This is a genomic window from Brevundimonas sp. EYE_349 (assembly GCF_023147505.1).
GTDB lineage: Bacteria > Pseudomonadota > Alphaproteobacteria > Caulobacterales > Caulobacteraceae > Brevundimonas.
Genome location: NZ_JAHXPB010000001.1, coordinates 119,376 through 145,873 on the forward strand (window position 1 = coordinate 119,376; position 26,498 = coordinate 145,873).

Here is a 26,498-nt window from a genome sequence, read left to right on the forward strand (position 1 = left end):
GAGGGAATCGATGAAGATCAAAGCGTACAGAGTCCATCAGCTAGGAGCGCGGCCATTAGCGGAGGTTGCCGGGTGGATCGCCGAGCGGCCCCTGCCTGGTCGTCAGTTTGGTGGTCGGTTCGATATCCGCCTTGAGGACATACGGGTCGGTGAACGCATTCTCTGGCTGGACTTCGCCCACCGACGCATAGGGCATGGGCCGGGGAGGATGGCTCCTGACCAACCGATACGAGATATCGATTTGGCTGAAGGCGAGCACTTCGGAGAAGACACCGCTGTCGTTGTCGATATGCAAACTGGCTATGCAGCGGTGCAATATAACCATCACGGCCCGAAGGTGAGTGCCATCGAAGAATATTTAAGATCAGCAGACATGGCCGTGGCGGGCGCTCGCGTTGCAGACGGTATCGATCCTGATCGGTTTGGATTCACTTGGGGGATGCATCTTAATCCGGACGGGTATGATCGCCTTCGCGAACTTGGGATTTATCGAGAGGTCTCCGTCCAAATCAACGTGCCTGGGGCCACACAGCATGACTTCATCCGTGGCCGAGCGCTTGGGCAGATCATCGATCACGTTGTACCCGAAGGGACCGAAACTGTGACTCTCAGCTTCAAGGCGGCGGCGCCACGCAACAGCGCGTTGGGCGATCAAGGCGTTGAAGGTTTGCTTACTGACATCCGACGGCTGGGAGACAGCGTTCAGAAGGCTGTTGTCAAAGGCCGGGTGGCCCCTCGAGAACCTATCGAAGAAATCGACCTTATCGAAGAGCAGCTTTCGCGCGATGTGCCCCTCCGCATTGCCCGAGGTGAACGGTACGCCCGCGAGGATCGATGGGAGGCACTCCGGTCAACACTGCAGCTCTGGACTGAGACAGATCAGCTTCCGGTTGGCGAATGACGTCCGCCTTCAGAGAGCGGATCGGACCTTACGTAATCGGCGCAGTCGTCGTGATCGTTTGGTGGCGAATTTTGAACGGGGCGTTCCCCGCTGACCCGGCAGGGTTGTTGGGGGCTTCGGGCACCTTCGCATCAGTTCTAGTTGGTTTTCTGGCGACGGCAAAAGCAATCATCATGTCGATCTCTAGTTCACCAACTTACAAGAAGATCCAGACGCTAGGTTATTCCGTCCAGCTTATGGATTACATACGGTCCGCGATATATGTCGGCCTATTCTTCCTAGTAGTCGTGACGCTAGGTTTCTTCATTGACTGGAAAAGCATCGGACCAGACGATTGGGAAATCCGAGGCGTGATAGCTTATAAAGCGCTTTGGGTTGCCACAGCAGTCGTCGGTCTGGCTTTGTACATCCGCGTGATCCGGATCATATTTAAAGTGCTAAAGAAGGCTTGAGCGAGCACCCGGGAGACCTTCGCGACTTCATCGCGGCCGCCCGTGAGGCCGCGGCTGCTGATAATTGGTACGCGGCGCTGCCAATGGTTCTCACATTCCCGGATATATGTGCCTCCGTAGACGATCCAGGCATCGGAAAATCCCGCGCACGCTATATCCGTTGGTGGGATCACTATATCGCACCCTCATTCTGGGTTCGGCCGGATCCCGATGAGGACTGGGTGGCGCATACCTATCTCCCTGGTCGCGACGCTTGGGCTTTGCGGAATGCCTATCTGCATGCGGGAACGGACCGCCTCGAGAACCCGGACCGGGTGATGAACCGTATTCGATTTATCGGACCCCCTTCAGCATGGCGGTTCGGGCTAGATGAGCAAACGCGTACTTTGAACATCTCAGTGGAGATGTTCGTCGAGCTGGTTTGCCGTGCCGCTGAAGAGTGGCTGCACGATCGGTCATCTGATGACGGAGCGCTTGCTCGACTTGAGAACCTGGTGAAGGTGATCCCATCGGTTATCCGAATGAAGGGGCGCCGGCCCTAGCCGGTGCGGTATCCTTGGCCCTTTGCGCGCCGTGAATTCACAGCAGCGCGCGCACGGCGTGCGCTTTTTCCACTGTTCTAGGTCACTGTGACCACGATCTGCTTGATCACCGGGCCGGTGCAGTGCACCGTCCTAGACGGCAGGGAGCGCTTCAACCTTCTCCCTGCCGTCCGCTGCGGAGCCATCCGCTGCATCGTGGACCAAGATGCCCTGTCGTCGGAACTTCCGGCGACAGGGCGACCTGCGATCACAGCGGCATCAACACCATCCCACGCTTCGCGGTCCGTGAAAGAGGGAAATCCGCTTCGGTGCCGCCAAACCGGTGGATTAACGAAGAAATGTTCTGTCTTCGTTCCCAATATCTAGTGCGTCAGCGATCCATGCTGTGACGTCGGCTTCAATCCAGACGGAAACTTTGTGGCTGATGCGGCGCCCACGTGGAAAGCGCCCTTGTTGGATGCGGCGATAGACTTCTCGCTTTGAAAGACCGACGCGATCAGCCACCTCCGGCAATCGGATCAGGCGAGTTGAGCTTTCCATTGGGATCCCTGCATTAGCTCTGCGAGACGGTGAAAAAAGCCGACTTCGACACCCGTCCAGGCATCTTGATCGGGGATGTTGCGAGCGACCATGCCTAGTAGGGTCGGGTTATCAGTCGCGGACATGTGGGCGGCTAGTGCGTCGGCGTGTGCGGCGCCGACGGCGTTGTCGGCAGCGTAATCGCCCGTTGATCTCGCCTGCCAAAGAGTAACCGGCCGCCCATCTTCGATGACGACGAAGGGCAAAACGGCCAAGGCATGGGGTTGCTGAGCTTCGAGCATGTATTCGGTCCTAGTTCTCGCGCCGGACTCCGTTTTCACTCGGGTGCCGGGCAGTTGCTGGGGTGAAAAACCGCTAGGACGGCGGCCGGGTTTGCGCCCGCCCATCAACTGCCCGGCTCAGTCACCGGGGTGACTGAACTTGGCTCCTAGCGGGTTTCCACTCCCGGCAGCAAGTCATTTGCTGCGTGATTCATGATGAACGAATAATAATCGTCGTCAATGCAACTTGATTAGTGACAATCGTCACTCAAACAATGACCCGAAATGCAAGAAAGCCGGCGGCCGCATCGCGCAGGCCGCCGGCTTTCCCACAAGGAGTTACCGATTTGACTATCTGACCTAACAGATCGGAAGTTTCCTGCCGCCCGCTACCTGGGAAGGTGATGACCCCATTCCCGACCGTTATGCATCCGCCTGCATAACGGCGCCCCCACGCTTCTCAGGCCGGCCAGCCTCGCGGGGACGATCGATGACTAAGCGATCTGCTTTAGAAAATCAAGTATAGGTATTTTTTGTTGATAGATGTCTCATTTCTATTGACGTTTATCATTCTGAATATTGCGTTTAAGCTTCATATTGTTTTCTCAGTACTATTGACATGGCGTCCGGAAAGTCTGTTTCAGTGACTTAACGCAGTCCTTCAGGCGCTCTCCAAATGTCATTTTCGCTCTCCCAAACCGCCGACGCGATCGCCACGGTTTCGCACCGGCCTGATGCACAGCGCGTCCTGGTTCAGCTTCGTGGCTTGCATCAGCGCGGTCATCTGCGGTCGGCGGCGCGCAATGGACAGGGCCATCACCTGATCAATGTCGAGGAAGCTGTTCTCGCCGCCATACTTACGGAGGCCCTAGATCAGGGCGTGACCTCCGCTGATGTGGCCATGCTGGAGTCCACTTTGCGGAACGGCCGCAATGTCGTGGATCTGATCGCAGGCACCTATCCAATCAGCCTTGGAGCCAATCTGCCGCGTATCGCGGATGGCGAGCGGTGGCTGATCGAGGTCACCCGCCGGCCGGATCCTGAAACCGGCGAGTTGCGGGCGATCCCGATTTGGGCACGAACTAGCAATGATGGTCGAGTGTGGCGGTTCGGCAGGGACCTCTATCCCGATCCGATGCGTCTCGATGCGGAAGGTGCCGTAGCTTCAGTGCTGACGATCAATGTCGCCCACATCGCAACTCGCGTTCAGGCCGCGTTAGGTGCTGTGCAATGACGCCGCTGGAGGCGCATGCGGTGATTGCCGACGTGGTCTGCCGATTGGCTCCGGACCTAGCTGGCGTGCTCGATGACTATTTGCAAGTTGTCGGAGGACGCCCCTTCATCGATGGGCATCGGGTGTCGGCGTTTCGGCAGCATTTACTCACGGCCATCGCATCCCGCGACGATGTGAAACCGCAGCAGTTGTGGGATTTTGGCGTCGCCCTTAACACTCTGCGTGCATCTGGCGATGACGCGATCGTTTGGAGCAAAATCGCTGCCGTACTGCTGCCGTTCAGCGCCGTCGCCGCACTCGCTCAAGAGCGCCGCTGATGGATCGTGTTGCGGCGACGGGCATCGTTGAGGTTACGGTCGTGGGCGCCCTGGACCGTATCGGCGCTCTGCTAGACCTCCACTGGATGACCACCGAAGCCGGGCCGCAGGTACGGCAGCCCGACTTCGACATGGCGCTGATTGCAGCTTTGCTGAAGAGCGCGGAGGCGCACGGTGGAGTCGCGGCCGCAGCCCGCGTGGGCGCTGCTGTCCAGATTCTGCGTGAACCGGGTGAATCTGGATTCAGCTCGAGTGTGTCGGCGGTCATCTGGGGAGAAGTCGCCAAGCACGACAGGCGTCCGGAACTGGTGGAGGGATTGCAGGTCTGATCGGCGGTCTGTTCCGCCACAGCGGTGGCCTGGTCGGCACGGGCGGCGGCTTTGCACCCGTGAATCCCATGCATTTCGCGAATGCCACGCAGCGCTCAGCCTGGCCCTGAGCGGTGTCGGAATAATCTACGGCGCCGAGCCTATCCTTCGGCCCCATCTTGATGACGGCGCCTTGCGGCTCGTCCTTCAGGATTGGGCATCGATGGGGCCCGGATTTCACATCTACTATTCCGGGCGTCGACAGGTGCCGACCGCGTTACGGCTGCTCGTCGATCTGATCCGCGAACTCTCCCCGCTTCGGTGACCAGTTGCGGGCGGAACGAGAGCCCGGAACATCCGCGAATTGTCGAGAGCGGATCATCGCCCAAGGGTGAGGCGGACGCCATCCTGTCTGGTCGAGGTGGCAGAGCGAAGGGGAAGTGAACACGCGGCCGCCAGACGACCGCTTCTGACTCAAAGCGGCGGTCCGGAATATCCGCTTGTAGCTGGACCACTGAGCGCCCGCGAAAGGGCTTGGTTGAACGCGATGCCGTGACCAAGACCGGCCTGCTAGTGAAGGTTCACTGCCACTGCCTGGAGATCGATGCGAAGGGTAGGGTCCGGGTGGCCGATCGGTTCAAAACAACGCCTTGGCTTCGACCTCCTGCTCTACACCGCACAGAGATCCGGCGACGTGCGGCAGATGACCGTCCACCAGATCGCCGGCGACCGGGTGATCGTGCGCCAGGACAAGACCGGCCAGCCCGTGGACATTCCGTAGCATCCACAGCTTCAGGCGTCGCTTGCCGTCCACAAGCTCGGACACCTAGTTGTTCTGACCACGCAGGACGGCAAACCCTACTCGGAAAAAGGCTTCGGAAACTGGATCAAGAAAGCTGCGATGATCGCAGGCTTGCCGCACTGCTCGGCGCACGGACTGCGCAAGGCGGCGGCCAAGCGCCTGGCCGAAGCGGGCTGCTCTCCACATGAAATCATGTCGATCACGGGCCATCAGAGCCTGAAAGAAGTCGAACGCTACACGCGCGAAGCCAACCGTCGTGGCCTCGCTGACGGCGCCATGAAACGCATCGGCTGACCCACCAGGCGGGGGCTGGCGGAGGCCGCGGTCATCGCGTCTCGTCGCCTCCGAGTTCGCGCCGGTCCTGATCGCGCACCAGCCAGTGGACAGCGCCGAGCGCAAGCGCCGCGCCCGCGAGTGCGGCAATCCTGGATGATTCCGTCTCGCCGAGGTCCAGGATGATGAATTTGCGCGCGATGGCGAGGAGCGCGATCAGCACGATCGTGCGGACCTGGAGGATCCCGAAGCTGCGTTCGGTCGCAACAAGAAGGGAGCGCTTGAACTCGAGCGCGATCACCACGGTGAAGATCATGCCGAACACCACCTGGAAGGTGGCGTAATCGAGAGTGTCGAATGCCCCGAGAACCAAGCGGTTCACGACTTCGCGCATCAGCGCCCAGACCGACGCCACGACGATCGCCGCAATGATGACGCTGAGGACGAAGATGACACCTTGCTCGAACTTCTCGTAGAGCGTCATCGCCGACCATTGTTCACGGGTCAGCCCGGATCGTTGCAAGTCTTTCATGATTGCCCCTCGAAAGCCGCCCCGGAGAGACAAGCTCCCCGGGGCTTCGCCAGACGGTGCGATATCGCACGGAGCGGAGGGGACGCCGCAAACCGGCGACACCCAATGTGGCAAATCAGCCGTTCTTGACCTCGATGCGCTTGACCTTGGCCTGCGCCTCGGGAGTCTGGGGCAGCTTGATCGTCAGAACCCCGTTCTTGAACGATGCTTGCGCCTTTTCGCCATCCACACCGGGGGGAAGCGGAATTGTCCGGTAGATCGCGCCGTAGCTGCGCTCGGAGAGATAGTATCCCTTCTTCTCCTCTTGGCGCTCGATCTTCTTCTCCCCCTTCACAGTCAACATGTCATCGTTGACCGTCACCTCGATGTCCTTCATCTCCATGCCGGGCAGCTCGATCGACACTTCGATCGCCTTGTCGGTCTCAACCATGTCAGATTTGGCTTCGCCGCTGCCCCAGGGCCATTCGAACTGACCGACCCGGTTCCAGAAGTTCTCGAACACATGGTTCATTTCGCACTGGAGCGTCGCGATCGGGTTGTCTTCGCTGCTCTTGGCGTCTGGCGCGCCGTCCTTGCGCGCCCAGGGGATCAGGTCCTTGATCTGCATGATGGTGTCTCCTTCGATTTTCAGGCGCCTTTGACGGCGATCCTTTTTGGCTGCGCTTCAGGGGCTCGGGGGAGCGTCAAAGTGAGGACGCCTCCGCGCATCTCGGCCTCGATCCTGTCGGGGTCGAAACCCTCGGAAAGCGTGAAGCCCTCTCGAAATCCCCCTCGCCATATTCGGCATAGGCAAGTTCCAGGTTTTCTGGCCGCATCGGCTCAACCTTGCCGCGGATCGTCAGCACGCGGTTTTCAAGCGTGATCTCGACGTCATCCGATCCGACGCCCGGCATTTCCAGCATCATGGAGACGCCCTGATCGGTTTCGACGATATCGGTCAGCGGGCGGTAGACGCGGCCGCCACCGATGGTCTCGGGCGTGTCGGTCGGCGTCTTTTCGGTGGCTTGCGTGATGTCGGTGCTCATCGTTCCAGCTCCTCTCAGGCTGCCTTGATCTCGATTTTCTTAGGCTTTTCTGCCTCGGGCCGGGAGATGACGATCCGCAATACGCCGTTCGTCATCTTCGCCTCGACCTTGTCATCCGAAGCGGTGAATGGCAGGCGGATAGCGCGGGAAAACTTGCCATAACCGCGTTCGTTGCGGTGCCAGCGCGCACCTTCGGGAACCTCGGGCAGCTTGCGTTCGCCCGACAGCGTCAGGACGTTGTCCTTGACCGAAATTTCAATGTCGCCCGGTTCGATGCCGGGAAGTTCAGCGGTGACGGCAACGGCCTCGGAGCCTTGCCACACATTCACCGCCGGGAACGCCGCGCGGGACGGGGGCCAGAAGCCGCGGTCGAGATCGCGCATCATGGAGCGCATCAGCGCGAAGGGATCGCTGCGGCGCAGATATGTCGGAAGAGCATTGCTGGCCTCCTGTTGCTGATCGATGCCCCCGAACCGCGGCATGGTCCGACCGGGCAACGGTGCCGGCTGGATGTCGGTTCGGAGACCGCCCATCAAGCTAGGCGGATCCATTTATTATGCAAGCAGATATGATGCTTGCATTGCACTTTGGGTGGACCGCAGTCTATCCTGTTGCTCATGCAGACGGAGGAAAGATACCCTTGATCACTTCTGATCTTGCCCTGATCGGGACGACGATCCACCGGGTCGCGCAGCTCATCCAGCAGCGGATCGACAACGAGATCAGCGACAGCGGCCTGACCCGCCTGTCCTGGATGGGGGCGGCACATGTCGAGGATTCGCCCGGGCTGACCATCGGCGATCTGGCCGGGCGGCTGGAGGTGGGCCGGGCCACTGCGGGCCAGCTCGTCGATCGCATGGTACGGGGCGGTTGGGTAGAGCGGGGGGCGTCACCCGACGACCGACGGGCGCAGATCGTCACGGCAACGCCAAAGGCCAGGGCGATGCTGGAGGAACTCACACCGCGGCAATCGGCGCTCGAAGATGAGATCCTGCAGGATCTGACGGCGGACGAGAGGCGCATTCTGCTGGCGCTGCTCGAGCGGATCAGGGCGCGGCTCGGGCGCTAGGGAAAAGGAAAAGCCGTATGGAAAAGAAGACCGAATACAACATCTGATACTGGGTGATGGCTTTCATGGCCGTGATCTTCATCCAGGATCTGATCGCCGGCTGGCAATCCGTGGCTCCCATCAGCTACAGCCAATTCGAAACCTATCTCGAGGACGGCAGGATCGCGTCGGTCGCGGTCGGGTCAGACACCATCACCGGCGCCTTCACCGAACTCGTCGACGGCAAGAGCCAGTTCGTGACGACGGTCGTGGATCCCGGGATCCTGCAGCGGATCGACCGCTCCGGCGTCGAGATCACGGGCGTTCCTCAGAATACTTTTTTCGGCACACTAATTTCCTGGGTGGCGCCAGCGCTTGTCTTCTTCGAAATCTGGATGCTGCTGTTCCGCAAGTTCGCCGACAAGCAGGGTTTTGGCGGCTTCATATCCCCAAAGGCATATTGCTCGTCGGGCCGCCGGGAACCGGCAAGACGCTTCTGGCGCGCGCGGTGGCAGGCGAGACCGGCGTGACCTTCTTTTCGATCTCGCGATCAGAGTTCGTCGAGATGTTCGTGGGCGTCGGTACCGCACGGGTGCGCGACCTGTTCGAGCAGGCCCGGAAATCGGCCCCGGCAATCATCTTCATCGACGAACTCGACGCTCTTGGATGCCGCGCTCCTCCGGCTAGATCGCCGGTGGCCATGATAAGCGTGAGCAGACGCTGAACCAGCTTCTGACCGAGCTCGACGGCTTCGACCCTTCAGAGGGCATCGTGCTCCTGGCCGCCACCAACCGACCCGAGATTCTCGACCCCGCGCTGCTGCGTGCGGGACGCTTCGACCGTCAGATGCTGGTGGATCGGCCCGACAAGACGGGGCGTGTGCAGATCTTGAACGTGCACATGAAGAAAGTGACGCTCGCCCCAGACGTCGATGCCGAGAAGGTCGCAGCTCTTACTCCCGGCTCTTCCGGCGCGGATCTTGCCAATCTCGTCAACGAGGCAGCATTGCTCGCCACGCGCCGCAAGGCTGATGCGGTGACGATGGACGACTTCAACAATGCGGTGGAACGCATCATCGCCGGGTTGGAAAAGAAGAACCGCGTGCTCAATCCGCGCGAACGCGAGATCGTGGCGCACCACGAGATGGGGCACGCGCTGGTGGCGATGGCTCTGCCGGGGGTGGACCCGGTGCACAAGGTCTCGATCATACCGCGCGGGATTGGCGCGCTCGGCTACACCATCCAGCGCCCGACCGAGGACCGCTTCCTGATGACGCGGGAGGAACTCGAAACCAAGATCGCAGTCCTGCTTGGCGGGCGCGCAGCAGAGAAGATCATCTACGATCATGTCTCGACCGGGGCGGCGGACGATCTGGTCAAGGCGACCGACATCGCCCGCGCCATGGTCGCGCGGTACGGGATGGACGAAGACCTCGGGCATGTCAGCTACGACACCGATCGGCCCGGCTTTCTCGGCACCGGCGACCAGTCGTCCTGGCTTAACCGCCGCTACAGCGACGCCACTGCTGAGCGGATGGACGCGAAGGTGCGCGACATTGTGGATGGCGTGTTCAAGCGCACCCTCACCTTTCTTGAAACCAATCTGGATCTTCTCGAGCAATCGGCGCAGGATCTCCTGCAACGAGCAACAGGTCGCTGCGTGACACTGTCACTGGCGCCTGACTGGATAATGAAGGCGGAGAAGACGAATGGCAAAAGGAGCTTGCGATATTTGCGGTCGCCCGGCGACGGCGCGTGTGCGCGCCTCGGTGAACGGCAGGGTTCAGAACATGGAGCTTTGCGACCAGCATTACAGCGAAATGGCGCGCCGGTCGGGGCGCAGCGCCTCGCCACTGGAGTCCCTGTTCGGACGGCGTTCCCTTCTTGACGAGTTCTTCGGCGAGAGCAGTTTCGGCAGCCTCTTTGGTGACAGTCCGCTGCGAGGCGGCACGCTCGGCTCTATGGGTGATGGCGATGACGCTGTCGTCGACGCCACTTTCGGCGAGGGCGCGCCGCGGCGTGGATCGCGGCGCGGCGGCGGACGCACCATCGCCGACCGGCTGAGCGAACAGGGCAACAAGCTGCTGCAGGATGCCGCACAGAAGGCCGGGGAATTCGGGCGCAGCGAGGTCGATACCGAACATCTGCTTCTGGCATTGACCTCGTCTGACGTCGTCAAGACGATCCTGGAACAGTTCAAGGTCGATGTGGACGATCTGCGGCGCCAGATCGAGAAGGAAGCGAAGCGTGGAGAGGCCGAGACGGAAGGCGAAGTCGGCGTCAGTCCTCGCCTGAAGGACGCGCTGAACCGGGCCTTCATCGCCTCGAACGAACTCGGCCATTCCTATGTCGGTCCCGAGCACCTGCTGATCGGCCTTGCCGAGGAAGGTGAAGGCCTGGCCGCGTCGATCCTGCGCAAATACGGATTGACGCCGCAGGCGCTTCGCCAGCAGGTGACCAAGGTCGTGGGCAAGGGAGCCGAGGAGGGCCGCGTGGGGGCGCCTTCCAGCACGCCCGATCTCGACCAGTTCAGCCGTGACCTGACGAAGCTCGCCCGCGAAGGCAAGCTCGATCCCGTCATCGGCCGCGCCCGCGAGATCGAGACGACGATCGAAGTGCTGGCCCGCCGCAAAAAGAACAACCCGGTGCTGATCGGCGAGCCCGGCGTGGGCAAGACCGCCATCGTCGAGGGACTTGCACAACGGATCGTCGCGGGTGAAGTGCCCGAGGCGCTGCGCGACAAGCGGCTGGTCGAGCTCAACATCAACTCGATGGTGGCCGGGTCGAAGTATCGCGGCGAGTTCGAGGAGCGAGTCCAGAAGATCCTCAAGGAGATCACCGAGGAGAAGGACAGCCTGGTCCTGTTCATCGACGAGATCCACACCATCGTCGGCGCCGGCCAGGGCGGCGGCGAAGGTGGTCTCGACATCGCTAACACCTTCAAGCCGGCGCTGGCGCGGGGGGAGCTGAACCTGATCGGTGCGACGACGCTCAACGAGTACCAGAAGTACATCGAGAAGGATGCGGCGCTCGAACGCCGCTTCCAGCCTGTCTATGTCGAGGAGCCCACGGTAGCTCAGGTCATCATGATCCTGCGCGGTCTGCGCGACACGCTGGAGGCGCACCACAAGGTGACGATCACCGACGAGGCCATCGTCGCGGCGGCCGAGCTTTCGGACCGCTACATCACTGGCCGCTTCATGCCTGACAAGGCGATCGACCTGATCGACCAGGCCGCCGCACGGGTGAAGATCAGCGCGACAGCGCGCCCCGTGGACGTCCAGGAGCTGGAGGCCGAGGTAGCGCAGATCAAGCGCGAGCAGGACTATGCCGCCGCCCGCAAGCAATTCGACCGAGCAGCGGAACTGAAGAAGGAGCTGGAGCAGAAGCAGAAGGAGCTGGACGAGCTTCTGGAAATCTGGAAGCGCGACCAGGCTTCGGCGACCGCCGAGGTGCGCGCCGATCACGTCGCGCAGATCGTCTCCAAGATCACCGGCGTTCCGGTCACGGAGCTGACCACCGAGGAGAAGGACAAACTCCTCAAGCTCGAGGAGAAGCTGCACGAGCGCGTCATCGGCCAGGAAGAAGCGATCCGCGCCGTGGCCGATGCGGTGCGCCTGGCGCGTGCGGGTCTGCGCGAAGGTTCCGGTCCGACTGCGACCTTCCTGTTTCTCGGGCCAACCGGGGTTGGCAAGACGGAACTGGCCAAGACGCTCGCCGAGGTGATCTTCGGCGACCAGGATGCGATGATCCGTATCGACATGTCGGAGTATGGCGAGCGCCACTCGGTTGCCCGGTTGGTTGGCGCACCTCCGGGCTACGTCGGATACGACGAAGGCGGGCAGCTGACGGAGAAGGTGCGCCGTCGGCCCTACTCGGTCGTGCTCTTCGACGAGATCGAAAAGGCGCATCCCGATGTCTACAACATCCTGCTTCAGGTGTTCGACGATGGCCGCCTGACAGATGGCAAGGGCCGCGTGGTGGACTTCACTAACACTATCATCATCGCCACCTCGAACCTCGGTTCGGACATCATCCAGCGCAACCTCACGAAACGCGGCAGCAGGGAGTTCGACGAGGCCAAGCAGAAATCCGAACTGATGGAGGTGTTGCGCGGTCATTTCCGGCCAGAGTTCATCAACCGGATCGACGAGATCATCGTCTTTCATTCGCTGAATCAGTCGGAGATCCGCCAGATCGTCGAGTTGCAGCTCAACCGGGTGAAGCGGACCGCCCTCACCCAGGGCGTCGAACTCGAACCCGATGTGAGCGTCGTGGATCACTTCGGCGCGGTCGGCTTCCGTCCCGAATTCGGTGCCCGCGAGCTACGCCGGCTGATCCGGTCGGAGCTGGAGACCGAGTTGGCTCGCGAACTGCTCTCGGGGCGGATCGTGGATGGCGACAAGGTCCGCGTCGCCTGGTCAGCGGACGATCAGAAGGTCGTGTTCGAAAAGATCGCAAGGGACACCGGTGAAGACAGCCCGGACGATCCGGCCCAAGCCGGGATCGGCGAGTCCAGCGCAGTCGCCGAAGACAAGACGGACGTTCCGACGCCCAGCGTTGGGGATGAGGTGCAGTCCAAGGACGACAAGTCCGCCGAGTGACAGCACAAAAGACTGGCCCGGCGCGATATCGGTCGCGCCGGACCATCTCTTCGGAGAGTTATAGGAAGGTCCACGGCATGAACGTCATCAGATCATTCCGCAATCTCGACCGGCACGGCCAACAGCGCGCGCCTGAGGTCATCGAGGAAGAGGTGCGGCAACTTGAACCGCATCTTGTACGCTTCCGCGAGGATCTCGTCCGGCTCGAAGTCGTCGCCTCCCAGACGAGCGTCAAGACGCGCATCCAGGTCAGCCTGCGCCTGCAACTTCCGTCGGGCGTGATCGCGGCGCGGGAAGATGGATTCGAGATCGAGCCTGTCCTGCGCAAGGCCTTTGCCGACCTGCGCCACCAGGTCGATCGGCATGTGGCGCGGCTCAAGCACGAGTCTGAATACAAGCGTCCCGCCCGCCGGCGCCGGATCGGCGCCCCGCTGCCGCCCGCGCGGGATGCGGCGGAAGCGGACCGGCGCCAACTCTTCTTCGACCTGATCGAGGATCATCTCGATACGGTCTACGATACAGTCAGGCGCGAGTTGACCTATCTCGAGTGTAGCGGATCGGTACCGGCTGGCTACCTGAGCGTTGGCGATATCGTCGATGCGACGATCCTCAAGGGGCTCGACCGCTTCGAGCGGCGGCCGACCGAATTCTCCGTCCGGGACTGGCTGACGCAGCTGGCCTTCGAGACCGTCGAGGCCGAGGCGCAGGCTGCGCGCCGCGCGGTGCCCGAGGATGCCGCCTCGATCTACGTAGCGCCCGAGGCGCCTGCCGGGGAGCCTACCGAGGCGGATCAGGCGATGTTCGAGTTCTACCAGCCCGACGAAGTGCTGATGCTGGAGGGCCTCATCGCCGACGACGGCGGCACAGACCCCGAGACCGAAGTGGATCGTCATGATATCGCCGTGACGCTGCACCGGGCAATCGCCGATCTTCCGTCGGTCGAACGCCGCGTTCTCTATCGGCTCCACCTAGACGACGCCACGCTTGCGGAGACGGCGGACCTCCTCGGCCTTTCCGAAGCAGAGGTCGAAGAAATCGCCGAGAAGGCGGGCGAGACACTGCGCAGAAAGCTTGTCGAAGCGGGGTTGATCAGCGAGGCATCGGGGCGCGCGCCCATCGAACGGGAAATTGCCCTGACGCAGCGCCTGCCCCAGCCAGTCGAGTACCGGCGCCGCGTGGCTGCCGCGCTCGCCGGCGCGGAGACAAACGCAGAAAACTGAGTTGAAACAGGAACAGGAGATGGACCAATGAGAACAGCGTATGAAAACCCGACCGACAAGATGCAAGACATGCTGTGCAGCCTGTCCCGGAATTGGTGGGCATTCGTGTTACGCGGCGTGCTCGCATTGATCATCGCAGTGCTAGCCTTCGTCATGCCTGCGGAAGCGCTTCTGGCGCTCACGCTGGTCTTCGGCGCGTTCGCCTTTGCCGACGGCGTGTTCGGCCTCGTCGCCGCGATACGTAAAATCCGCAAGGGCGAACGCTGGGGCTGGCTGATGTTCAGCGGCATTCTGGGCATCGCCACGGGCGTCGTCGTAGTTGTCTCGCCTTTTGTCGCGACGCTTGTGCTTGCGACATTCCTCTGGGCCAGCATCGCCTTCTGGTCCGTGTTCTCGGGTGCCCTCGAGATCGCGGCAGCGATCCGCCTGCGAAAGGAAATCAACGGCGAAATCTGGCTGATCCTAAGCGGCCTTCTCTCGGTCGTTCTCGGTGTCGTCGTGACCTGGATGCTGCTGACGCGCCCGGTCGAAAGCTTCCTCGCGCTCGGCTGGCTGATCGGCTTCTACGCCGCGGTCTTCGGGGTGATGATGATCCTCCTCGGGCTACGGCTTCGCAAGGCGGATCGTTCGGACGGTGCGGCCTTCGATGACGCTCCCCCATCGGCAAAGGCGTGAGGTGCCCTGTGGTGGATGACGAGCGACTTGCCGGCGAGGAGCACGATTTCACCCGATGGGACGAAACGATCTTCGACCGTTGCCTGAGCACCGGCTTCAATCCGTTCGGCAGCGGTCCGACGCCAATCTTCCCGCGGCACCGGGACGCAGAGGCGCCGGACGCCGATGCAAAGCCGTGCATGCCACCTGACACCGAAAATGCGGGGTGCTGATGTCGAACCGCCTGCCTGACTTGGCATTTGCTGCTGCGGCCGCTGCCTTGGGCATCGGAATCGTTTTCGTTTTTCGTTCGATGTATCTTGCCGAAGACATACTGCCTTTCGCGCAGGAGATGACGCTCATCTTCCTCGGCGCTGTCGTGACGATCATTCTGACCGCGGCGCTTCTCAATCGCCAGACCGATCTCGAGCTTCGCAAGGAAGGGTCATCATCCTCCAGCAGCAATGCGACATTTACATGGCCTGTATCGAAAAGGTCGCAGAGATCGTGGAAACCGCAAGGCACGATGCGAAGCTGATCGATGAACTGCGTGTTCTCAGCCACAAGCTGGCTGTGGTCGCGAGTGCAGGGGTCGTGTCCAGCTTCGAGCAGGTACTGGAGAGCTTGCAGTCCGGTTTTGCTGACGGCACGCTCTCGGACGGGGACGGAGAGGGCGTGATGAATGCCGTCGCCGATCTCACGATAGCGATGCGGTCGGACGTCCTGCACGCTGCTGCCTTTCCTTCGCAGAACACCGAACGCGCCGTTCGCCTGAATTCGAGGCGAATGGAAAAACTCGACGATCTCGAACGTCAACTTCTCGTATCCACCGACACCCGGGACAACTGATATGCGCGGCCATAATCGCCCACCATTCCCGCCGAAAATTCCCGGAACCGATCAGCCATCCTGGGACGTGCCGACGGCAATCATCTACCGTCCTGCCCGTTCCGCGATGACATCGGCGCCTCGGCCCAACTACTGGGTTCTCGAGTTCGAGCCGTCCCGGCCGCCGCAGGTCGAGCCGCTGATGGGATATACCTCCAGCAACGATCCCTATCGTTCGATCCGGCTGAAATTTCCCGACCGCGAAAGCGCTGTGGAATTCGCGGAGCGGCAGAACTGGCGCTATTTCGTGCGTGAGGACGTGGCTCACCGGCATGCGCCTGACCGCTGGCGGGGAGAGGAGCGGCATCGCCTCTACAAGGGAGCCGACGCCCCGAACGCCTTTCGCATACCGTCCCGCCTGGATCGGGATCGCACGGACCACCGACTCCGACGCGCAGTCGATCAGGAAGGCTCGGTGGACCTGCCGTCGCAAGAACAGGCGGAATTCGATCCAGTTATCGAAGCCAGTCTTGAATCCTTCCCGGCCTCTGATCCTCCGGCGTGGACGGTGACGTGACCCCCTGAAACTCCTCCAGGAATAGCTAGAGTCCGCCCTAACGAAGGACGGACAGAATGAAGCGATCAAGGTTCACGGAAGAGCAGATCATTGGGATCCTGCGGGAGCAGGAGGCCGGTGTGGCGACGGCGGAGGTGTGCCGGCGTCATGGGGTCAGTTCGGCGACCTTTTACAAATGGAAGGCCAAGTTCGGCGGGCTCGACGTGTCGGAGGCTCGGCGGTTGAAGGCGCTCGAGGACGAGAATGCTCGGCTCAAGCGGATGCTGGCGGACGCGATGCTGGACAACGTGGCGCTGAAGGACCTGCTGGGAAAAAAGTGGTGACGCCCGCCGGCTATCGCGAGGCGGCTGGTCATCTGCAGGCCGCCTACGAGATGAGCGAGCGGCGGGCATGCCGTGTGCTGGGCGTCGATCGGACGAGCGTGCGCTATCAGGCGACGCGCCCGGACGACGGCGCCCTGCGCGACCGGCTGAAGGCCCTGGCCCAGGAGCGACGCCGGTTCGGCTATCGCCGCCTGCACGTCCTGCTGCGGCGCGAGGGTCATGCGGTCAACAGGAAGCGGGTCCAGCGGATCTATCGCGAGGAGCGACTGACGGTCCGTCGACGCGGCGGTCGGAAGCGAGCGATGGGGACGCGGCGACCGCTGGAGCTGCCACTGGCGGCGAACCAGCGCTGGTCGCTGGACTTCGTGGCCGACCAGATGACTGACGGGCGGCGCTTCCGCATTCTGACGGTGATCGACAACTGCACGCGTGAATGCCTGGCGCTGGTGGCCGACACCTCGCTGTCGGGCGCGCGGGTCGTGCGGGAGTTGGACGCCGTCATCCGGCAGCGGGGCCGGCCCGACACCATCGTCAGCGACAACGGGACGGAATACACCTCGAACGCGGTCCTGGCCTGGTCCGACGACACCGGCGTCGGCTGGCATTATATCGCGCCCGGCAAGCCCCAGCAGAACGGCTTCAACGATAGCTTCAACGGACGCCTGCGCGACGAGTTGCTGAACGAGACGCTGTTCCGATCCCTGCCGCACGCCCGCGCAGTGCTGGAGGCGTGGCGACGCGATTATAACGAACGGCGTCCGCACTCGAAGCTCGGGTGGTTGACGCCACAGGCTTATGCAGAAGCGCTCAGCGGACAGATCGGCCGGTCCGCTGCGCTGGTTGGGGGCTGCGCTGACCGGCCTCTTGCCAACCCCGACAACCCCAGTTCAGATCAACCCAGGACTCTCGTTATGGCTGGATGAGAAACGGGGGTCACGTCACCAGTAACCAAACCCACGTCGAGCTTCTAAGTCGCGTTCTTGCAACGCCGACAGTGGCCGCTTCTGGCGCATCAGCGTTGTTTGGAGCGTATCTTGAGGAGGGGGGTGTTGATCGTGGGAGGTGGCCATGAGCCAGCCCGATCTGTTTCGTTTACCCCGCAAACCCTGGAACGCTGGTCGAATGACCGGTGCGAAGGCCCCACTTAAGCCAAAGCACATCTGGGCGATCCGTCAGCACCTGAAGTCCGTTGGATCGACACGAGATCTCGCGATGTTCAACATCGCATTGGACGCCAAGCTGCGGGGCTGTGATCTGGTAAAACTCCGTCTGGGCGATATTGCTCAAGGCGGCGTCATTCGGCAGCGGTCGACGATCATCCAGCAGAAGACCGGTCGGCCCGTGCCGTTCGAGATCACGGAGGCCGCGAGGGAAGCTCTGGCTCACTGGTTGGAGCGCCGAGGAAGACGGCGTGACGACTGGCTGTTCCCCAGCCGCAGCCGGGATGGAGAGCACATATGCACCAGGCAGTACGCCCGGCTGGTCGATACCTGGGTGAGAATGATCGACCTGAATCCCAGCGCCTATGGCACCCATAGCCTTAGACGGACCAAGGTGGCCTTGATCTATAAGAAGACCGGAAACCTACGCGCCTGCCAGCTCCTTCTCGGGCACGGAAAGCTCGAGAGCACCGTTAGGTATCTCGGCATCGAAGTCGACGACGCGCTGGAGATTTCAGAGCAGATCGACCTCTGAGCAGGCTTGGGGCGGCCCGCCGTAAAGCGGACTGCCCTATGTCTCAGAACTGTGGAAAGCGGACGTCACCACCAAACGACGGCGATCAGCGTAGCACAATAGAGGAAGAGGGCTGGCAGGGTCGCAACCGACGACCACATCATCCTGCCTCTCGAAGCCAATTGGAAACCCAATACTGGGGTTCCGAGCAGAACAGCTGTGATGGTCGTTATTCCGGCAAATGCACCGTATTCAGCCGTGCTGAATGTCCATAACCCGGCGATCAAGCACCAGAACGTAGCCAACACTCCCCCTAACGCCGTGGCCACTATCGAGAAAACTGCGGGTGCCTTGGCCCACCGATCTACGTCGGGGAGTGCGGACGACATCTGGATTTCCTTGCCAGCTAGCCGTTACACAAGCAGACGCCGTGAGCGTCTGCAACGGGTGGGAAGCGGCCATTGGCTATGGCTTGCGGTCAGTCCTCCGCTGACCCAGGGCATTCATTCAATGTGCGGCACATTATGGAGGTAAGGGCTCGATCTATGCCGGAAGCGGCTTTTTTCTTAGAACTCCTCCCAACTCGACGCCACGACCGCCAGCGCCGGGCCATTACGCCCTGGCGCCATACGGGCGCGCGAAGGGGCGGTATGAGCGCGGGCGAAGCTTTCGACGCGAGCCTGGGCCTTGTGGATCGGCGTCGGCGCCTTGGCGACTTGGCTGGTTTCGAAGCGGCCGACGAGTTCGGCCAGTTCGGCGGCTTCGCGGCTCAGGCTCAGGCTGGCGGCGGTCGATTGCTCGACCATGGCCGCGTTCTGTTGAGTGACCTGATCCATCTGGTTCACGGCGGTGTTGACCTCGGCCAGACCCACCGCCTGCTCCTGAGTCGAGGCGCGGATTTCGCTCATCAGGGTCGTGATCTCTTCGATCCGCCCCGCAATGCCGGTCAGAGCCTCGCCCGACTGACGCACCAGAACCACCCCGTCCTTGACCTGGCTGGAACTGGCCGAGATCAGCGTCTTGATCTCCTTGGCCGATTCCGCCGAACGCTGCGCCAGGGCCCGTACTTCGGACGCGACGACGGCGAAGCCACGACCGGCCTCGCCCGCACGGGCGGCCTCGACTCCGGCGTTCAGGGCCAGGAGATTGGTCTGGAAGGCGATCTCGTCGATCACGCCGATGATCTGGCTGATCTCATTGGACGAGCGTTCGATCTCGCCTATGGCGGCGACGGCCTTCTGGACCACCACGCCGCCGGTCTCGGCCTGGGTCCGGCCTTGGGTCACGACAGTGTCGGCAGCCTGGGCGTTCTCAGCCGTCTTGCGCACGGTGGCGGTTATCTGGTCCAACGCGGCGGCCGTCTCTTCCAGACTGGCGGCCTGCTGCTCGGTGCGGCGTGACAGATCCTCGGCGGCGCTGCCGATCTCCTGTGCGCCCGACTGCATCGACCCGGCGTTGACGCCGATTACGCCCAGCGCCTGATCCAGCGTCGCCATGGCTTGGTTGAAGTTGTCGCGCAGGACGGCGTAGTCGCTCGGAAAGTCGTCCTGGATGCGATAGGAAAGGTCGCCGGCCGCCATGGCCGACAGCCCCCTGGCTGTGCCTTCGACTACGGCGGCCTGAACTTGCGCGGCCTGACGGTCCGCCTCGGCCCGGCGTTCGCGCTCCTCTTCGACGGCGGTCACGTCCGTGGCGAACTTGACCACCTTGTAGGGACGCCCGTCGCTGTCCAGGATCGGATTGTAGCTGGCCTCGATCACCACCCGATGGCCGCCCTTGCCGAAGCGTACGAACTTGTCCGCCACGAACTCGCCGGCGTTCAATCGACGCCAGAACTCGGCATAGGCCGGCGTCTGCGCCTCGGCCGGATCGACGAACATCCGGTGATGGCGTCCGACGATCTCGCTGAGCTCATAGCCGATGAACGACAGAAAGTTCTGGTTCGCCTCGCGTACCGTTCCATCCAGATCGAACTGGATCACCGCCTGGGAGCGATGCAAGGCGTCCACCATGCTGCGCCGTTCCGCCTCAACAGCCTGCTGCACTGTGCGAGTCTTTGATCCGAAGCCGAACATCATCATCTCCAATCGGCTCCCGAGAGGGCCGATCTCATATTCAGACAAGAACCTTAACAGTGATGGTATCAAACTTGATTTAATTGCGGGCCGCAGTGTTAGCGTTGACCCTTTCCCTCTCGGATCGGCCTGATGAGCTCAACGCGACAGTTTGCAGAACCCGACGATTTGTCGGAGCTTCATGTCGATCAACAGCTCTGCCTGGCGCTCCAAACGAGCAGTAGTCTCATTACGCGGCTTTACCGAAAGCTCCTGGCTCCGCTTGGCCTCACGCACCCGCAGTATCTGGTCCTTATCGCGCTATGGGAACTCGACGGCCCGACGACCATGGGCGACTTGGGAGATCGGATCTCGTTGGAGACGGGATCATTGACCCCCCTCATTAAACGCATGGAGAATGCAGAGCTTGTCACCCGTAAACGCGACGATCGCGATAAGAGACGGGTGTGGGTCCAGGCGACAACAAAGGCGGGGGGACTTCGTCAGGAGCTACTCTCGGTACGACGCGAAGTCGTCCGGCAACTTCCAATCAGACCAGACCAGATCGCAGCCCTCACACGGCTGCTGCAAGACATGAACGAAGCGCTGTCGTAACCACCCGACTATCCCGCCGAGGTTCGAAGCCGACGTCAGGATCGTGGAATAGTGTCTTGGCGACTTCCGCTTGGGTTGCGCCGCCGTGGTCCCTGGCGGAATATGTCTGCTTAGGGTCGATTTCAGTCCAGAGGCCGAAAGCGGACGTTGGCCCCAGTCCGGAAAGCAGTTGCGGTCGACGTCAGCCAGGGGTTGTCAGGCGACGTTGGCGAGCTCAGTTGACCGAACTGCCGTGATCGCCTGACACACTTGGTCCAATAGACGTGTCGCCTCTATCGGCTTGGAGATATGCCCGTCGGCTCCAGCTGCCATAGACTTCGCGACATCTTCTGGCATTGCGTTCGCCGAAAGCACGTAGATCGGTGTGGTGAGGACCTCGCCCGTTGCCTCTAACGCCCTGATTTTGGTGATGGCAGTGAGGCCGTCCATAACCGGCATCTGCATATCCATAAGGATCAGATCGAAGGTCTCGCATTTTGCCGTATTGACGGCGTCGGCGCCATTCTCGACGGACGTCAGACTGGCCCCGGCCGCGCCCAGGATAAGCTCGACGACACGGCGATTGACGGGATGATCTTCGGCCAAAAGAATGCGGACGCCTTGTAAAGGCGCAGCTTCGATTTGATCTTCCTCGTCGGCTCGAACGGCCTGAGTATTTGAAGGGGCCTTGGCTAAATCCAGGATCAACGTGAAGGTCGCCCCCTGTCCGGGAGCCCCATCTGCGGTCAGCTGCCCTCCCATAGCACCCGCCAGTGCATGGGAAATCGACAGACCCAGGCCTGACCCGCCAAAGCTCCGGGTGATTGACCCATCAATCTGCTCGAACCTGGAAAACAGCTTTCCTTGCGCGGTCGCATCGAACCCGATGCCGCTGTCTCGAACCTTAATGGTGAAGCGGGTGTGAGAGGCGTCAGGTTTCGCGGCCACTGTCAGGTGGATGCTCCCGCTGCGTGTGAACTTGACGGCGTTGCTCAGCAGATTGGCAATGATCTGCCTGACCCTCACGGCGTCGCCTATGTAAGCGCCAGCAGCGTCGGGATGGACGACGACTTGAAGGTCCAGCCCCTTTGCCTGGGCCTGAGGGTCGAACAACGCCGCACAGGTATTGACGGCGTCAGCCACGTTGAAGGGCTCGGCCAAGACGGTGAGCTTTCCCGCTTCGACCCTCGCAAGATCGAGAATATCCGTGAGAAGCGTCTCTAGAGTTTTCGCGGACCCCTCGATCAAGTGGACCATTTCACGCTGATTTGAATCAAGATTCGTACGCGCCAGTGCGCCGGCCACCCCCATGACCCCGTTAAGGGGCGTGCGTATCTCATGGCTCATGTTCGCCAAGAATTCCGACTTGGCCTGGTTAGCGGCCCCCGCTTTTTCAGCTGCGGCCTTCAACGCTTCAGACGTCTTTTCCGCGAGATCCAGCGATGCCGATACGGCCCTGCTGTCCGCCAGTCCCCGTCGCGTCGCCGCAGCGAGATGAGCCAAGTACATGAAATTGGCGAGACAGACGAAGGCAGCGGTCGGTTTGCCCGGCTCGGTCACCAGCGAAATCAGAGGCAAGGCCACAAGCAGCAGGCCAAACGGCGCCGTAGCAGCCCAAACCATTGCGGCGGAGGAACTGGCGTGCAACCGCACATTCATCACCCCACCCGCAAGCACAGTGACGGCGAGCACTCGCCCCTGCCAACCTTCCATGAACCATGCCAACGGCGCGACGCTCGCAAACACGGTGGTGCTGACAACGACAGACGCGACAAAAAGCTGTTTACGCCAGTGGGGTGCGACAAACCCCTCCCTACGCATCGGCGCGCTTATCCAGGACGTGGCGAGTTGCGCGGCGACTGTCGCAATCAACCAAATGACCGGCCACGCTGCCGCGTCATGTAGAAAGACGGCTGCCGCGATTCCCACGCTGAATAACAGCCGGATGGGAAACTCCCGGACGCGGCGGCGTGCAATATCGGTCCAGTCTTCATCTCGCATCCAGGCAAGATGAGAGCGTTTAGTTGACTGGCCGTGAACGTGTCCGAAAAATGTCAAAATGATATTTGCCGACTTGGCCGTGGTCATCGGCTGCTTGGCAGCTAACGTCCGCTATGCCCTCGGCCACGTCCTCAATCGGCAAGGTCAGGTCGAAGACCTTGCCGGGATTGATCTTGCGGCTGAGGACGAGGTCCATCAGGTGGGGCAGGAAGCGGCGCACCGGGGCCGGGCCACCCATCAGGCTCTTCTGGGCGAAGAATAGGAACTCGCCGTTCAGTTCGACGCCGTGGGGGACGCCGACGAAGCCGACAGCGCCGCCGGGTCGGGCGCAGTTGATCGCCTGGTGCATGGATTCGTTGGTGCCCACGCATTCAAGAACCGAATCCGCCCCGACGCCCTTGGTCAGTTCCTTGATGCGGGCGACGCCGTCGTCGCCGCGCTCGGAGACGATGTCGGTCGCCCCGTATTCCAGCGCCAGGTTCTGGCGGCTCTTGTGGCGGCTCATGGCGATGATCCGCTCGGCGCCCATCTGCTTGGCCGCCAGAACGCCCATCAGTCCGACCGCGCCGTCGCCGACGACCGCGACCGTCGAGCCGGGCTGAACGCGTGCAGCGTCGGCGGCGTACCAGCCCGTGCCCAGAACGTCCGACACGGCCAGAAGGCTGGGGATCAGATCGTCGTCGGGGATGGTCTCGGTGGCGACCAGGGTGCCGTCGGCCAGCGGCACGCGGGCGTAGGATGCCTGCGCGCCCGACATGAACTCGCGCTGCTCGCAGGAGGACTGGAAGCCGTGGCGGCAATGCGGGCAGGTGTTGTCCGAGATGCAGAAGGAGCCGACCACGAACTGGCCGGGGCGGACGGTCTTCACGTCGGCCCCGACCTCGACCACGACGCCGCAGTATTCATGGCCCATGTGCATGGGGCCTTCCAGCGGTTGGAGGCCGCGATAGGGCCAGAGGTCAGAACCGCAAATGCAGGTGGCCGTCAGCTTGATGATGGCGTCGGTGGGCTTGAGGTTTTGGGGTTCGGCGACATCTTCGAAGCGGACGTCGCCGGGGCCGTGAAGGACAGTGGCAAGCATGGGTTTCGCCTTCTGATCAGGTTCGGGGAGGAATAAGTTCGATGCGGACGGGCGCGTCGATCTTGGCCAGCGCCTCGATGTGGCCTTCGAGGCGGCCCAGGCGGACCAGGCCGCGCGAGTAGCCGAAGTCGCGATAGAAGATCGCGAGATTGCCCCAGGGGGCGTAGTAGGCGATGTCGCCGGCTACGGGGGCGACGCCCTCGGGCGCGCCAGCCGTGGAAAGCGCGCGCGGCAGGTCGGCGATCTTCTCCGTGCGGTTGTAGTCGCTCAGCGTCAGTTCGATCGGCAGGAGGGCGGCGAGGTCCCGCGCCGCCTCGCTGTCATCCAGCACGGCCGTGAACGTCTGATCGGCGGCGATAATTCTGATCTTCATCGGCTCATCCACGGTTTGCTCCGAACGGCTCGGCTCACCGGCCGAGGCGTCGGACGTCGGCCCGCTGCAGGCGGCGGCGAGAACGGCGACGGCCAGCAAGGCGAGCGGCTGTCTCCAGGCCCGCATGATTTCAGCGCCCGCCGTCCGCTGTTGGCGGTCCAGCTAGGTATTGGTCGTCGGTCACATGCTCCATCCACTCGACCATCTTGCCGTCCAGGGCCTCCTGGATGGCGATGTGCGTCATGGCTGTGGTCGGTGACGCGCCGTGCCAATGGCGATGGCCGGGCGGACACCAGACGACGTCGCCGGCGCGGATTTCGACGATCGGTTCGCCTTCGCACTGGGTCCAGCCGACGCCGGACGTCACGACCAGGGTCTGACCCAGCGGATGGGTGTGCCAGGCGGAACGCGCGCCGGGCTCGAAGGTCACGCTGGCGGCGCCGTGACGCGCGGGGGCAGGCGCGGTGTTGAGCGGATCAATACGAACCGTGCCGGTGAACCACTCGGCCGGCCCCTTCTGTGAGGGCTGGGTTCCGTTGCGGTGGAGTATCATAGGGGCCTCCTTGATCGACTGTGCGGCCGTCGGCGCGACGGGCAGGAACAGTGCGGCGATCGTCAGGCCGATCACGAGCCGGATTGGACGACGCGTGATCATAACGCCGCGCCCTTAGACAAGATGCTGCTCGAAGAAGGACTGGAGTTTGTCGAACGGGATCACGTCCAGGCGGTCGTAGAGATCGATGTGACTGGCGCCGGGAATGATCATCAGTTCCTTCGGCTCAGCCGCAGCGGCATAGGCGGTCTCGCTGAAGTAGCGCGAGTGGGCCTTTCCGCCGTGGATCAGCAGGATCGGGCGCGGCGAGATTTCCTTGATGTAGGTCAGGAGCGGCATGTTCATGAAGGACAGCGGGTTGGTGACCGTCCACGAGCCGTTCGAGTTGACCGCGCGCGGGTGGAAGCCGCGCGGCGTCCTGTAATAGTCGTGATAGTCGACCAGGAACTGGGCTTCGCCGCCCTTCAGCTCGTTCATGGCCGGGCCATAAGCGGGCGCGCCGTTTTCTGCATCCTGCCAGCGCTGCCGGCTCAGTTGCTCCAGGGTTTGCGCGCGCTCTTCGGCGGTCACGCTGTCATTGTAGCCCCGGGACATGACGCGGGTCATGTCATACATGGTGCTGGCCACGACGGCCTTGACCCGCTTGTCCACGGCGACGGCGTTCAGGGCCATGCCGCCCCAACCGCAGATGCCGATGACGCCGATGCGCTCGCGGTCGACGGACGGATGCAGGCCGAGGAAATCGACCGCTGCGCTGAAGTCCTCGGTGTTGATGTCGGGCGAAGCGATGTTGCGCGGCTCTCCGCCGCTTTCCCCCGTGAAGGACGGATCGAAGGCCAGGGTCGCGAAGCCGCGCTCCGCCATGGTCTGGGCATAGAGGCCCGATGACTGTTCCTTCACCGCGCCGAACGGCCCGCCGACGACCAGCGCGGCCAGGCGCTGATCGCTGCGAGCCTTGGGCAGATAGAGGTCGCCCGAAAGCGTGAGGCCGTAGCGGTTCCTGAACGTGACCTTCTGGTGGTCGACGATTTCGCTTTTGGGGAAAAGCTTGTCCCAGTCGTCGGGCATGGTCTGCGCCTTTGCATTGGACGTGTTGAAGAGCGACCCGGCGGCTGCGGCGACGACGCCGGCGCTGGTCAGTTTCATAAGGTTGCGTCGGCTCGTGTCTGAGGTGGTCATGGCTATCTCCTCGTTCATGTCGGTCATCGGGGTTTCAGCAGCCTGCGGCCGTTGCCGATCAGGACCAGCGCTGCCCCGGCCAGGACCACGCTGCCGATGAAGGTCGCCCGGATCGAAAAGCCGTCCAGCAGCCAGCCGCCCGCCACAGCGCCGAGCAGGATCGAGGCCTGGACGGCGGCGACCATCAAGCTGCCTGCGGCTTCCGGCGCGTCGTCGGCGTTCTGGGACATCCAGGTCATCCAGATCACCGACATGGCGGTGTTATTTGCGCCCCACAGCGCCAGCAGCACGCCGGCCGCGAACGGTGATCCGCCCAGGAACAGAAGTCCGAGCGTGCAGCCGCCCATCAGCAGGGCTGGCAGCCGCAGAAGGCGGGCGACATCGCCTTTCAGGAAACGGCCGGAGGCCCAGGTGACTGGCATGAATTCCGAGGCGATCAGCATCGCCACGCACAGGGCCATAGACAGGACCGCGCCCCAGGCGGCGGCGGGCTTGACGGTCGTATCGGTAGTGAGGGCGACTTCGATCATGGCCGAACTTCTATCGGCGA

Annotated in this window: 34 protein-coding genes; 20 read left to right on the forward strand and 14 right to left on the reverse strand. The window is 62.3% G+C overall.

The window, feature by feature from the left end; translation table 11 throughout:
* Positions 1-10: 10 nt before the first annotated feature.
* Genes KZX42_RS00650 through KZX42_RS00660 form a run of 3 tightly spaced genes read left to right on the forward strand, consistent with a single transcriptional unit; the run spans position 11 to position 1,895 of the window.
* Positions 11-901: a hypothetical protein gene (locus tag KZX42_RS00650; protein ID WP_248116139.1), complete on the forward strand. Its 891-nt coding sequence runs from the start codon at positions 11-13 to the stop codon at positions 899-901.
* Positions 898-1,353, forward strand: coding sequence for a hypothetical protein (locus KZX42_RS00655; protein WP_248116141.1), 456 nt, complete (start codon positions 898-900; stop codon positions 1,351-1,353). Before KZX42_RS00650 ends, KZX42_RS00655 begins: the two co-directional genes overlap by 4 nt.
* On the forward strand, positions 1,350-1,895 hold the full coding sequence (locus tag KZX42_RS00660) for a hypothetical protein (RefSeq protein WP_248116143.1): 546 nt from the start codon (positions 1,350-1,352) through the stop codon (positions 1,893-1,895). The genes KZX42_RS00655 and KZX42_RS00660 overlap by 4 nt, the downstream gene beginning before the upstream one ends.
* A gap of 518 nt (positions 1,896-2,413) precedes the next feature.
* Here the strand turns inward: KZX42_RS00660 and KZX42_RS00665 are convergent.
* The gene (locus KZX42_RS00665; RefSeq protein ID WP_248116145.1) at positions 2,414-2,716 is read right to left on the reverse strand and encodes a hypothetical protein; all 303 of its coding nucleotides are present in this window, start codon (positions 2,714-2,716) and stop codon (positions 2,414-2,416) included.
* 655 nt (positions 2,717-3,371) lie between these two features.
* Between KZX42_RS00665 and KZX42_RS00670 the strand changes: the two genes are divergently transcribed.
* The 3 genes from KZX42_RS00670 to KZX42_RS00680 are packed head-to-tail and all read left to right on the forward strand — an operon-like array spanning position 3,372 to position 4,575.
* Positions 3,372-3,929 carry a hypothetical protein gene (locus KZX42_RS00670; RefSeq protein WP_248116147.1) on the forward strand — a complete coding sequence of 186 codons (558 nt, stop codon included), beginning with the start codon at positions 3,372-3,374 and terminating at the stop codon, positions 3,927-3,929.
* Positions 3,926-4,246, forward strand: coding sequence for a hypothetical protein (locus KZX42_RS00675; RefSeq protein WP_248116149.1), 321 nt, complete (start codon positions 3,926-3,928; stop codon positions 4,244-4,246). Before KZX42_RS00670 ends, KZX42_RS00675 begins: the two co-directional genes overlap by 4 nt.
* Positions 4,246-4,575 (forward strand): hypothetical protein, encoded by a 330-nt coding sequence (locus KZX42_RS00680; RefSeq protein ID WP_248116151.1) that lies wholly within the window; start codon positions 4,246-4,248, stop codon positions 4,573-4,575. Before KZX42_RS00675 ends, KZX42_RS00680 begins: the two co-directional genes overlap by 1 nt.
* Before the next feature lie 616 nt (positions 4,576-5,191).
* Here KZX42_RS00680 and KZX42_RS00685 read toward each other — a convergent pair.
* Positions 5,192-5,380, reverse strand: coding sequence for a hypothetical protein (locus tag KZX42_RS00685; RefSeq protein ID WP_191559102.1), 189 nt, complete (start codon positions 5,378-5,380; stop codon positions 5,192-5,194).
* A 9-nt stretch (positions 5,381-5,389) separates the two neighbouring features.
* Here KZX42_RS00685 and KZX42_RS00690 point away from each other — a divergent pair, with 9 nt between their 5' ends.
* Positions 5,390-5,650, forward strand: a complete 261-nt coding sequence (locus KZX42_RS00690; protein ID WP_191559104.1) for a site-specific integrase — start codon at positions 5,390-5,392, stop codon at positions 5,648-5,650.
* Positions 5,651-5,681: 31 nt separating this feature from the next.
* On the opposite strand, the gene KZX42_RS00695 is transcribed toward KZX42_RS00690, so the two are convergent.
* From KZX42_RS00695 to KZX42_RS00715, 5 genes are all read right to left on the reverse strand, one after another.
* Complete coding sequence (locus KZX42_RS00695) at positions 5,682-6,161, reverse strand: phosphate-starvation-inducible PsiE family protein (RefSeq protein ID WP_191559101.1); 480 nt, start codon at positions 6,159-6,161, stop codon at positions 5,682-5,684.
* A gap of 115 nt (positions 6,162-6,276) precedes the next feature.
* Positions 6,277-6,768 carry an Hsp20/alpha crystallin family protein gene (locus KZX42_RS00700; RefSeq protein WP_191559100.1) on the reverse strand — a complete coding sequence of 164 codons (492 nt, stop codon included), beginning with the start codon at positions 6,766-6,768 and terminating at the stop codon, positions 6,277-6,279.
* Positions 6,769-6,788: 20 nt separating this feature from the next.
* Positions 6,789-6,881, reverse strand: a complete 93-nt coding sequence (locus KZX42_RS00705; protein WP_248117234.1) for an HSP20 family small heat-shock protein — start codon at positions 6,879-6,881, stop codon at positions 6,789-6,791.
* Entirely contained in the window at positions 6,845-7,186 is a 342-nt protein-coding gene (locus tag KZX42_RS17295; protein WP_248116153.1) for an Hsp20/alpha crystallin family protein, read from the reverse strand. Before KZX42_RS17295 ends, KZX42_RS00705 begins: the two co-directional genes overlap by 37 nt.
* A 14-nt stretch (positions 7,187-7,200) precedes the next feature.
* Positions 7,201-7,719 carry an Hsp20/alpha crystallin family protein gene (locus tag KZX42_RS00715; protein ID WP_248117236.1) on the reverse strand — a complete coding sequence of 173 codons (519 nt, stop codon included), beginning with the start codon at positions 7,717-7,719 and terminating at the stop codon, positions 7,201-7,203.
* 107 nt (positions 7,720-7,826) lie between these two features.
* Here KZX42_RS00715 and KZX42_RS00720 point away from each other — a divergent pair, with 107 nt between their 5' ends.
* From KZX42_RS00720 to KZX42_RS00775, 12 genes are all read left to right on the forward strand, one after another.
* On the forward strand, positions 7,827-8,255 hold the full coding sequence (locus KZX42_RS00720) for a MarR family transcriptional regulator (RefSeq protein WP_191559099.1): 429 nt from the start codon (positions 7,827-7,829) through the stop codon (positions 8,253-8,255).
* 65 nt (positions 8,256-8,320) lie between these two features.
* Positions 8,321-8,764, forward strand: coding sequence for an ATP-dependent metallopeptidase FtsH/Yme1/Tma family protein (locus tag KZX42_RS00725; protein WP_248116155.1), 444 nt, complete (start codon positions 8,321-8,323; stop codon positions 8,762-8,764).
* Positions 8,743-8,958: an AAA family ATPase gene (locus KZX42_RS17185; protein WP_348983602.1), complete on the forward strand. Its 216-nt coding sequence runs from the start codon at positions 8,743-8,745 to the stop codon at positions 8,956-8,958. Before KZX42_RS00725 ends, KZX42_RS17185 begins: the two co-directional genes overlap by 22 nt.
* 8 nt (positions 8,959-8,966) lie before the next feature.
* Complete coding sequence (locus KZX42_RS17190; RefSeq protein WP_282438758.1) at positions 8,967-10,121, forward strand: AAA family ATPase; 1,155 nt, start codon at positions 8,967-8,969, stop codon at positions 10,119-10,121.
* Positions 10,003-12,837 carry an AAA family ATPase gene (locus KZX42_RS00740; protein ID WP_348983607.1) on the forward strand — a complete coding sequence of 945 codons (2,835 nt, stop codon included), beginning with the start codon at positions 10,003-10,005 and terminating at the stop codon, positions 12,835-12,837. Before KZX42_RS17190 ends, KZX42_RS00740 begins: the two co-directional genes overlap by 119 nt.
* A 77-nt stretch (positions 12,838-12,914) precedes the next feature.
* Positions 12,915-14,057 (forward strand): sigma-70 family RNA polymerase sigma factor, encoded by a 1,143-nt coding sequence (locus tag KZX42_RS00745; protein ID WP_248116157.1) that lies wholly within the window; start codon positions 12,915-12,917, stop codon positions 14,055-14,057.
* A 27-nt stretch (positions 14,058-14,084) separates the two neighbouring features.
* Entirely contained in the window at positions 14,085-14,732 is a 648-nt protein-coding gene (locus KZX42_RS00750) for an HdeD family acid-resistance protein (protein WP_248116159.1), read from the forward strand.
* Between the two features lie 211 nt (positions 14,733-14,943).
* Complete coding sequence (locus tag KZX42_RS00755; RefSeq protein WP_248116161.1) at positions 14,944-15,249, forward strand: hypothetical protein; 306 nt, start codon at positions 14,944-14,946, stop codon at positions 15,247-15,249.
* Positions 15,189-15,560, forward strand: coding sequence for a hypothetical protein (locus tag KZX42_RS00760; protein ID WP_248116163.1), 372 nt, complete (start codon positions 15,189-15,191; stop codon positions 15,558-15,560). The genes KZX42_RS00755 and KZX42_RS00760 overlap by 61 nt, the downstream gene beginning before the upstream one ends.
* Before the next feature lies 1 nt (position 15,561).
* Positions 15,562-16,116 carry an NADH dehydrogenase ubiquinone Fe-S protein 4 gene (locus KZX42_RS00765; protein ID WP_191559094.1) on the forward strand — a complete coding sequence of 185 codons (555 nt, stop codon included), beginning with the start codon at positions 15,562-15,564 and terminating at the stop codon, positions 16,114-16,116.
* A gap of 56 nt (positions 16,117-16,172) precedes the next feature.
* Positions 16,173-17,362, forward strand: a protein-coding gene (locus tag KZX42_RS00770) for an IS3 family transposase (protein ID WP_248116165.1) whose coding sequence is annotated in 2 segments (ribosomal slippage) — positions 16,173-16,431 and positions 16,431-17,362 — 1,191 coding nt in all. Because the reading frame shifts where the segments join, the coding sequence is not laid out codon by codon here.
* A gap of 145 nt (positions 17,363-17,507) precedes the next feature.
* On the forward strand, positions 17,508-18,134 hold the full coding sequence (locus KZX42_RS00775; protein WP_191558956.1) for a tyrosine-type recombinase/integrase: 627 nt from the start codon (positions 17,508-17,510) through the stop codon (positions 18,132-18,134).
* A gap of 545 nt (positions 18,135-18,679) precedes the next feature.
* On the opposite strand, the gene KZX42_RS00780 is transcribed toward KZX42_RS00775, so the two are convergent.
* Positions 18,680-20,158: a methyl-accepting chemotaxis protein gene (locus KZX42_RS00780; protein ID WP_224762270.1), complete on the reverse strand. Its 1,479-nt coding sequence runs from the start codon at positions 20,156-20,158 to the stop codon at positions 18,680-18,682.
* A 162-nt stretch (positions 20,159-20,320) separates the two neighbouring features.
* On the opposite strand from KZX42_RS00780, the gene KZX42_RS00785 reads away from it, so the two are divergent.
* Complete coding sequence (locus KZX42_RS00785) at positions 20,321-20,782, forward strand: MarR family transcriptional regulator (RefSeq protein WP_191558957.1); 462 nt, start codon at positions 20,321-20,323, stop codon at positions 20,780-20,782.
* A gap of 195 nt (positions 20,783-20,977) precedes the next feature.
* Here KZX42_RS00785 and KZX42_RS00790 read toward each other — a convergent pair whose 3' ends face one another.
* From KZX42_RS00790 to KZX42_RS00815, 6 genes are read right to left on the reverse strand one after another with little or no spacing between them, the layout of a single operon-like run.
* On the reverse strand, positions 20,978-22,849 hold the full coding sequence (locus KZX42_RS00790; protein WP_248116167.1) for an ATP-binding protein: 1,872 nt from the start codon (positions 22,847-22,849) through the stop codon (positions 20,978-20,980).
* Positions 22,782-23,843 carry a zinc-dependent alcohol dehydrogenase family protein gene (locus tag KZX42_RS00795; RefSeq protein WP_248116169.1) on the reverse strand — a complete coding sequence of 354 codons (1,062 nt, stop codon included), beginning with the start codon at positions 23,841-23,843 and terminating at the stop codon, positions 22,782-22,784. The genes KZX42_RS00790 and KZX42_RS00795 overlap by 68 nt, the downstream gene beginning before the upstream one ends.
* A gap of 16 nt (positions 23,844-23,859) precedes the next feature.
* On the reverse strand, positions 23,860-24,315 hold the full coding sequence (locus KZX42_RS00800; RefSeq protein ID WP_248116171.1) for a cyclophilin-like fold protein: 456 nt from the start codon (positions 24,313-24,315) through the stop codon (positions 23,860-23,862).
* A 31-nt stretch (positions 24,316-24,346) separates the two neighbouring features.
* The gene (locus KZX42_RS00805; protein WP_224762272.1) at positions 24,347-24,871 is read right to left on the reverse strand and encodes a cupin domain-containing protein; all 525 of its coding nucleotides are present in this window, start codon (positions 24,869-24,871) and stop codon (positions 24,347-24,349) included.
* 12 nt (positions 24,872-24,883) lie between these two features.
* Positions 24,884-25,948: an alpha/beta hydrolase gene (locus KZX42_RS00810; protein ID WP_248116173.1), complete on the reverse strand. Its 1,065-nt coding sequence runs from the start codon at positions 25,946-25,948 to the stop codon at positions 24,884-24,886.
* A 23-nt stretch (positions 25,949-25,971) separates the two neighbouring features.
* Positions 25,972-26,478, reverse strand: a complete 507-nt coding sequence (locus KZX42_RS00815) for a hypothetical protein (protein ID WP_248116174.1) — start codon at positions 26,476-26,478, stop codon at positions 25,972-25,974.
* Between the last annotated feature and the right edge of the window lie 20 nt (positions 26,479-26,498).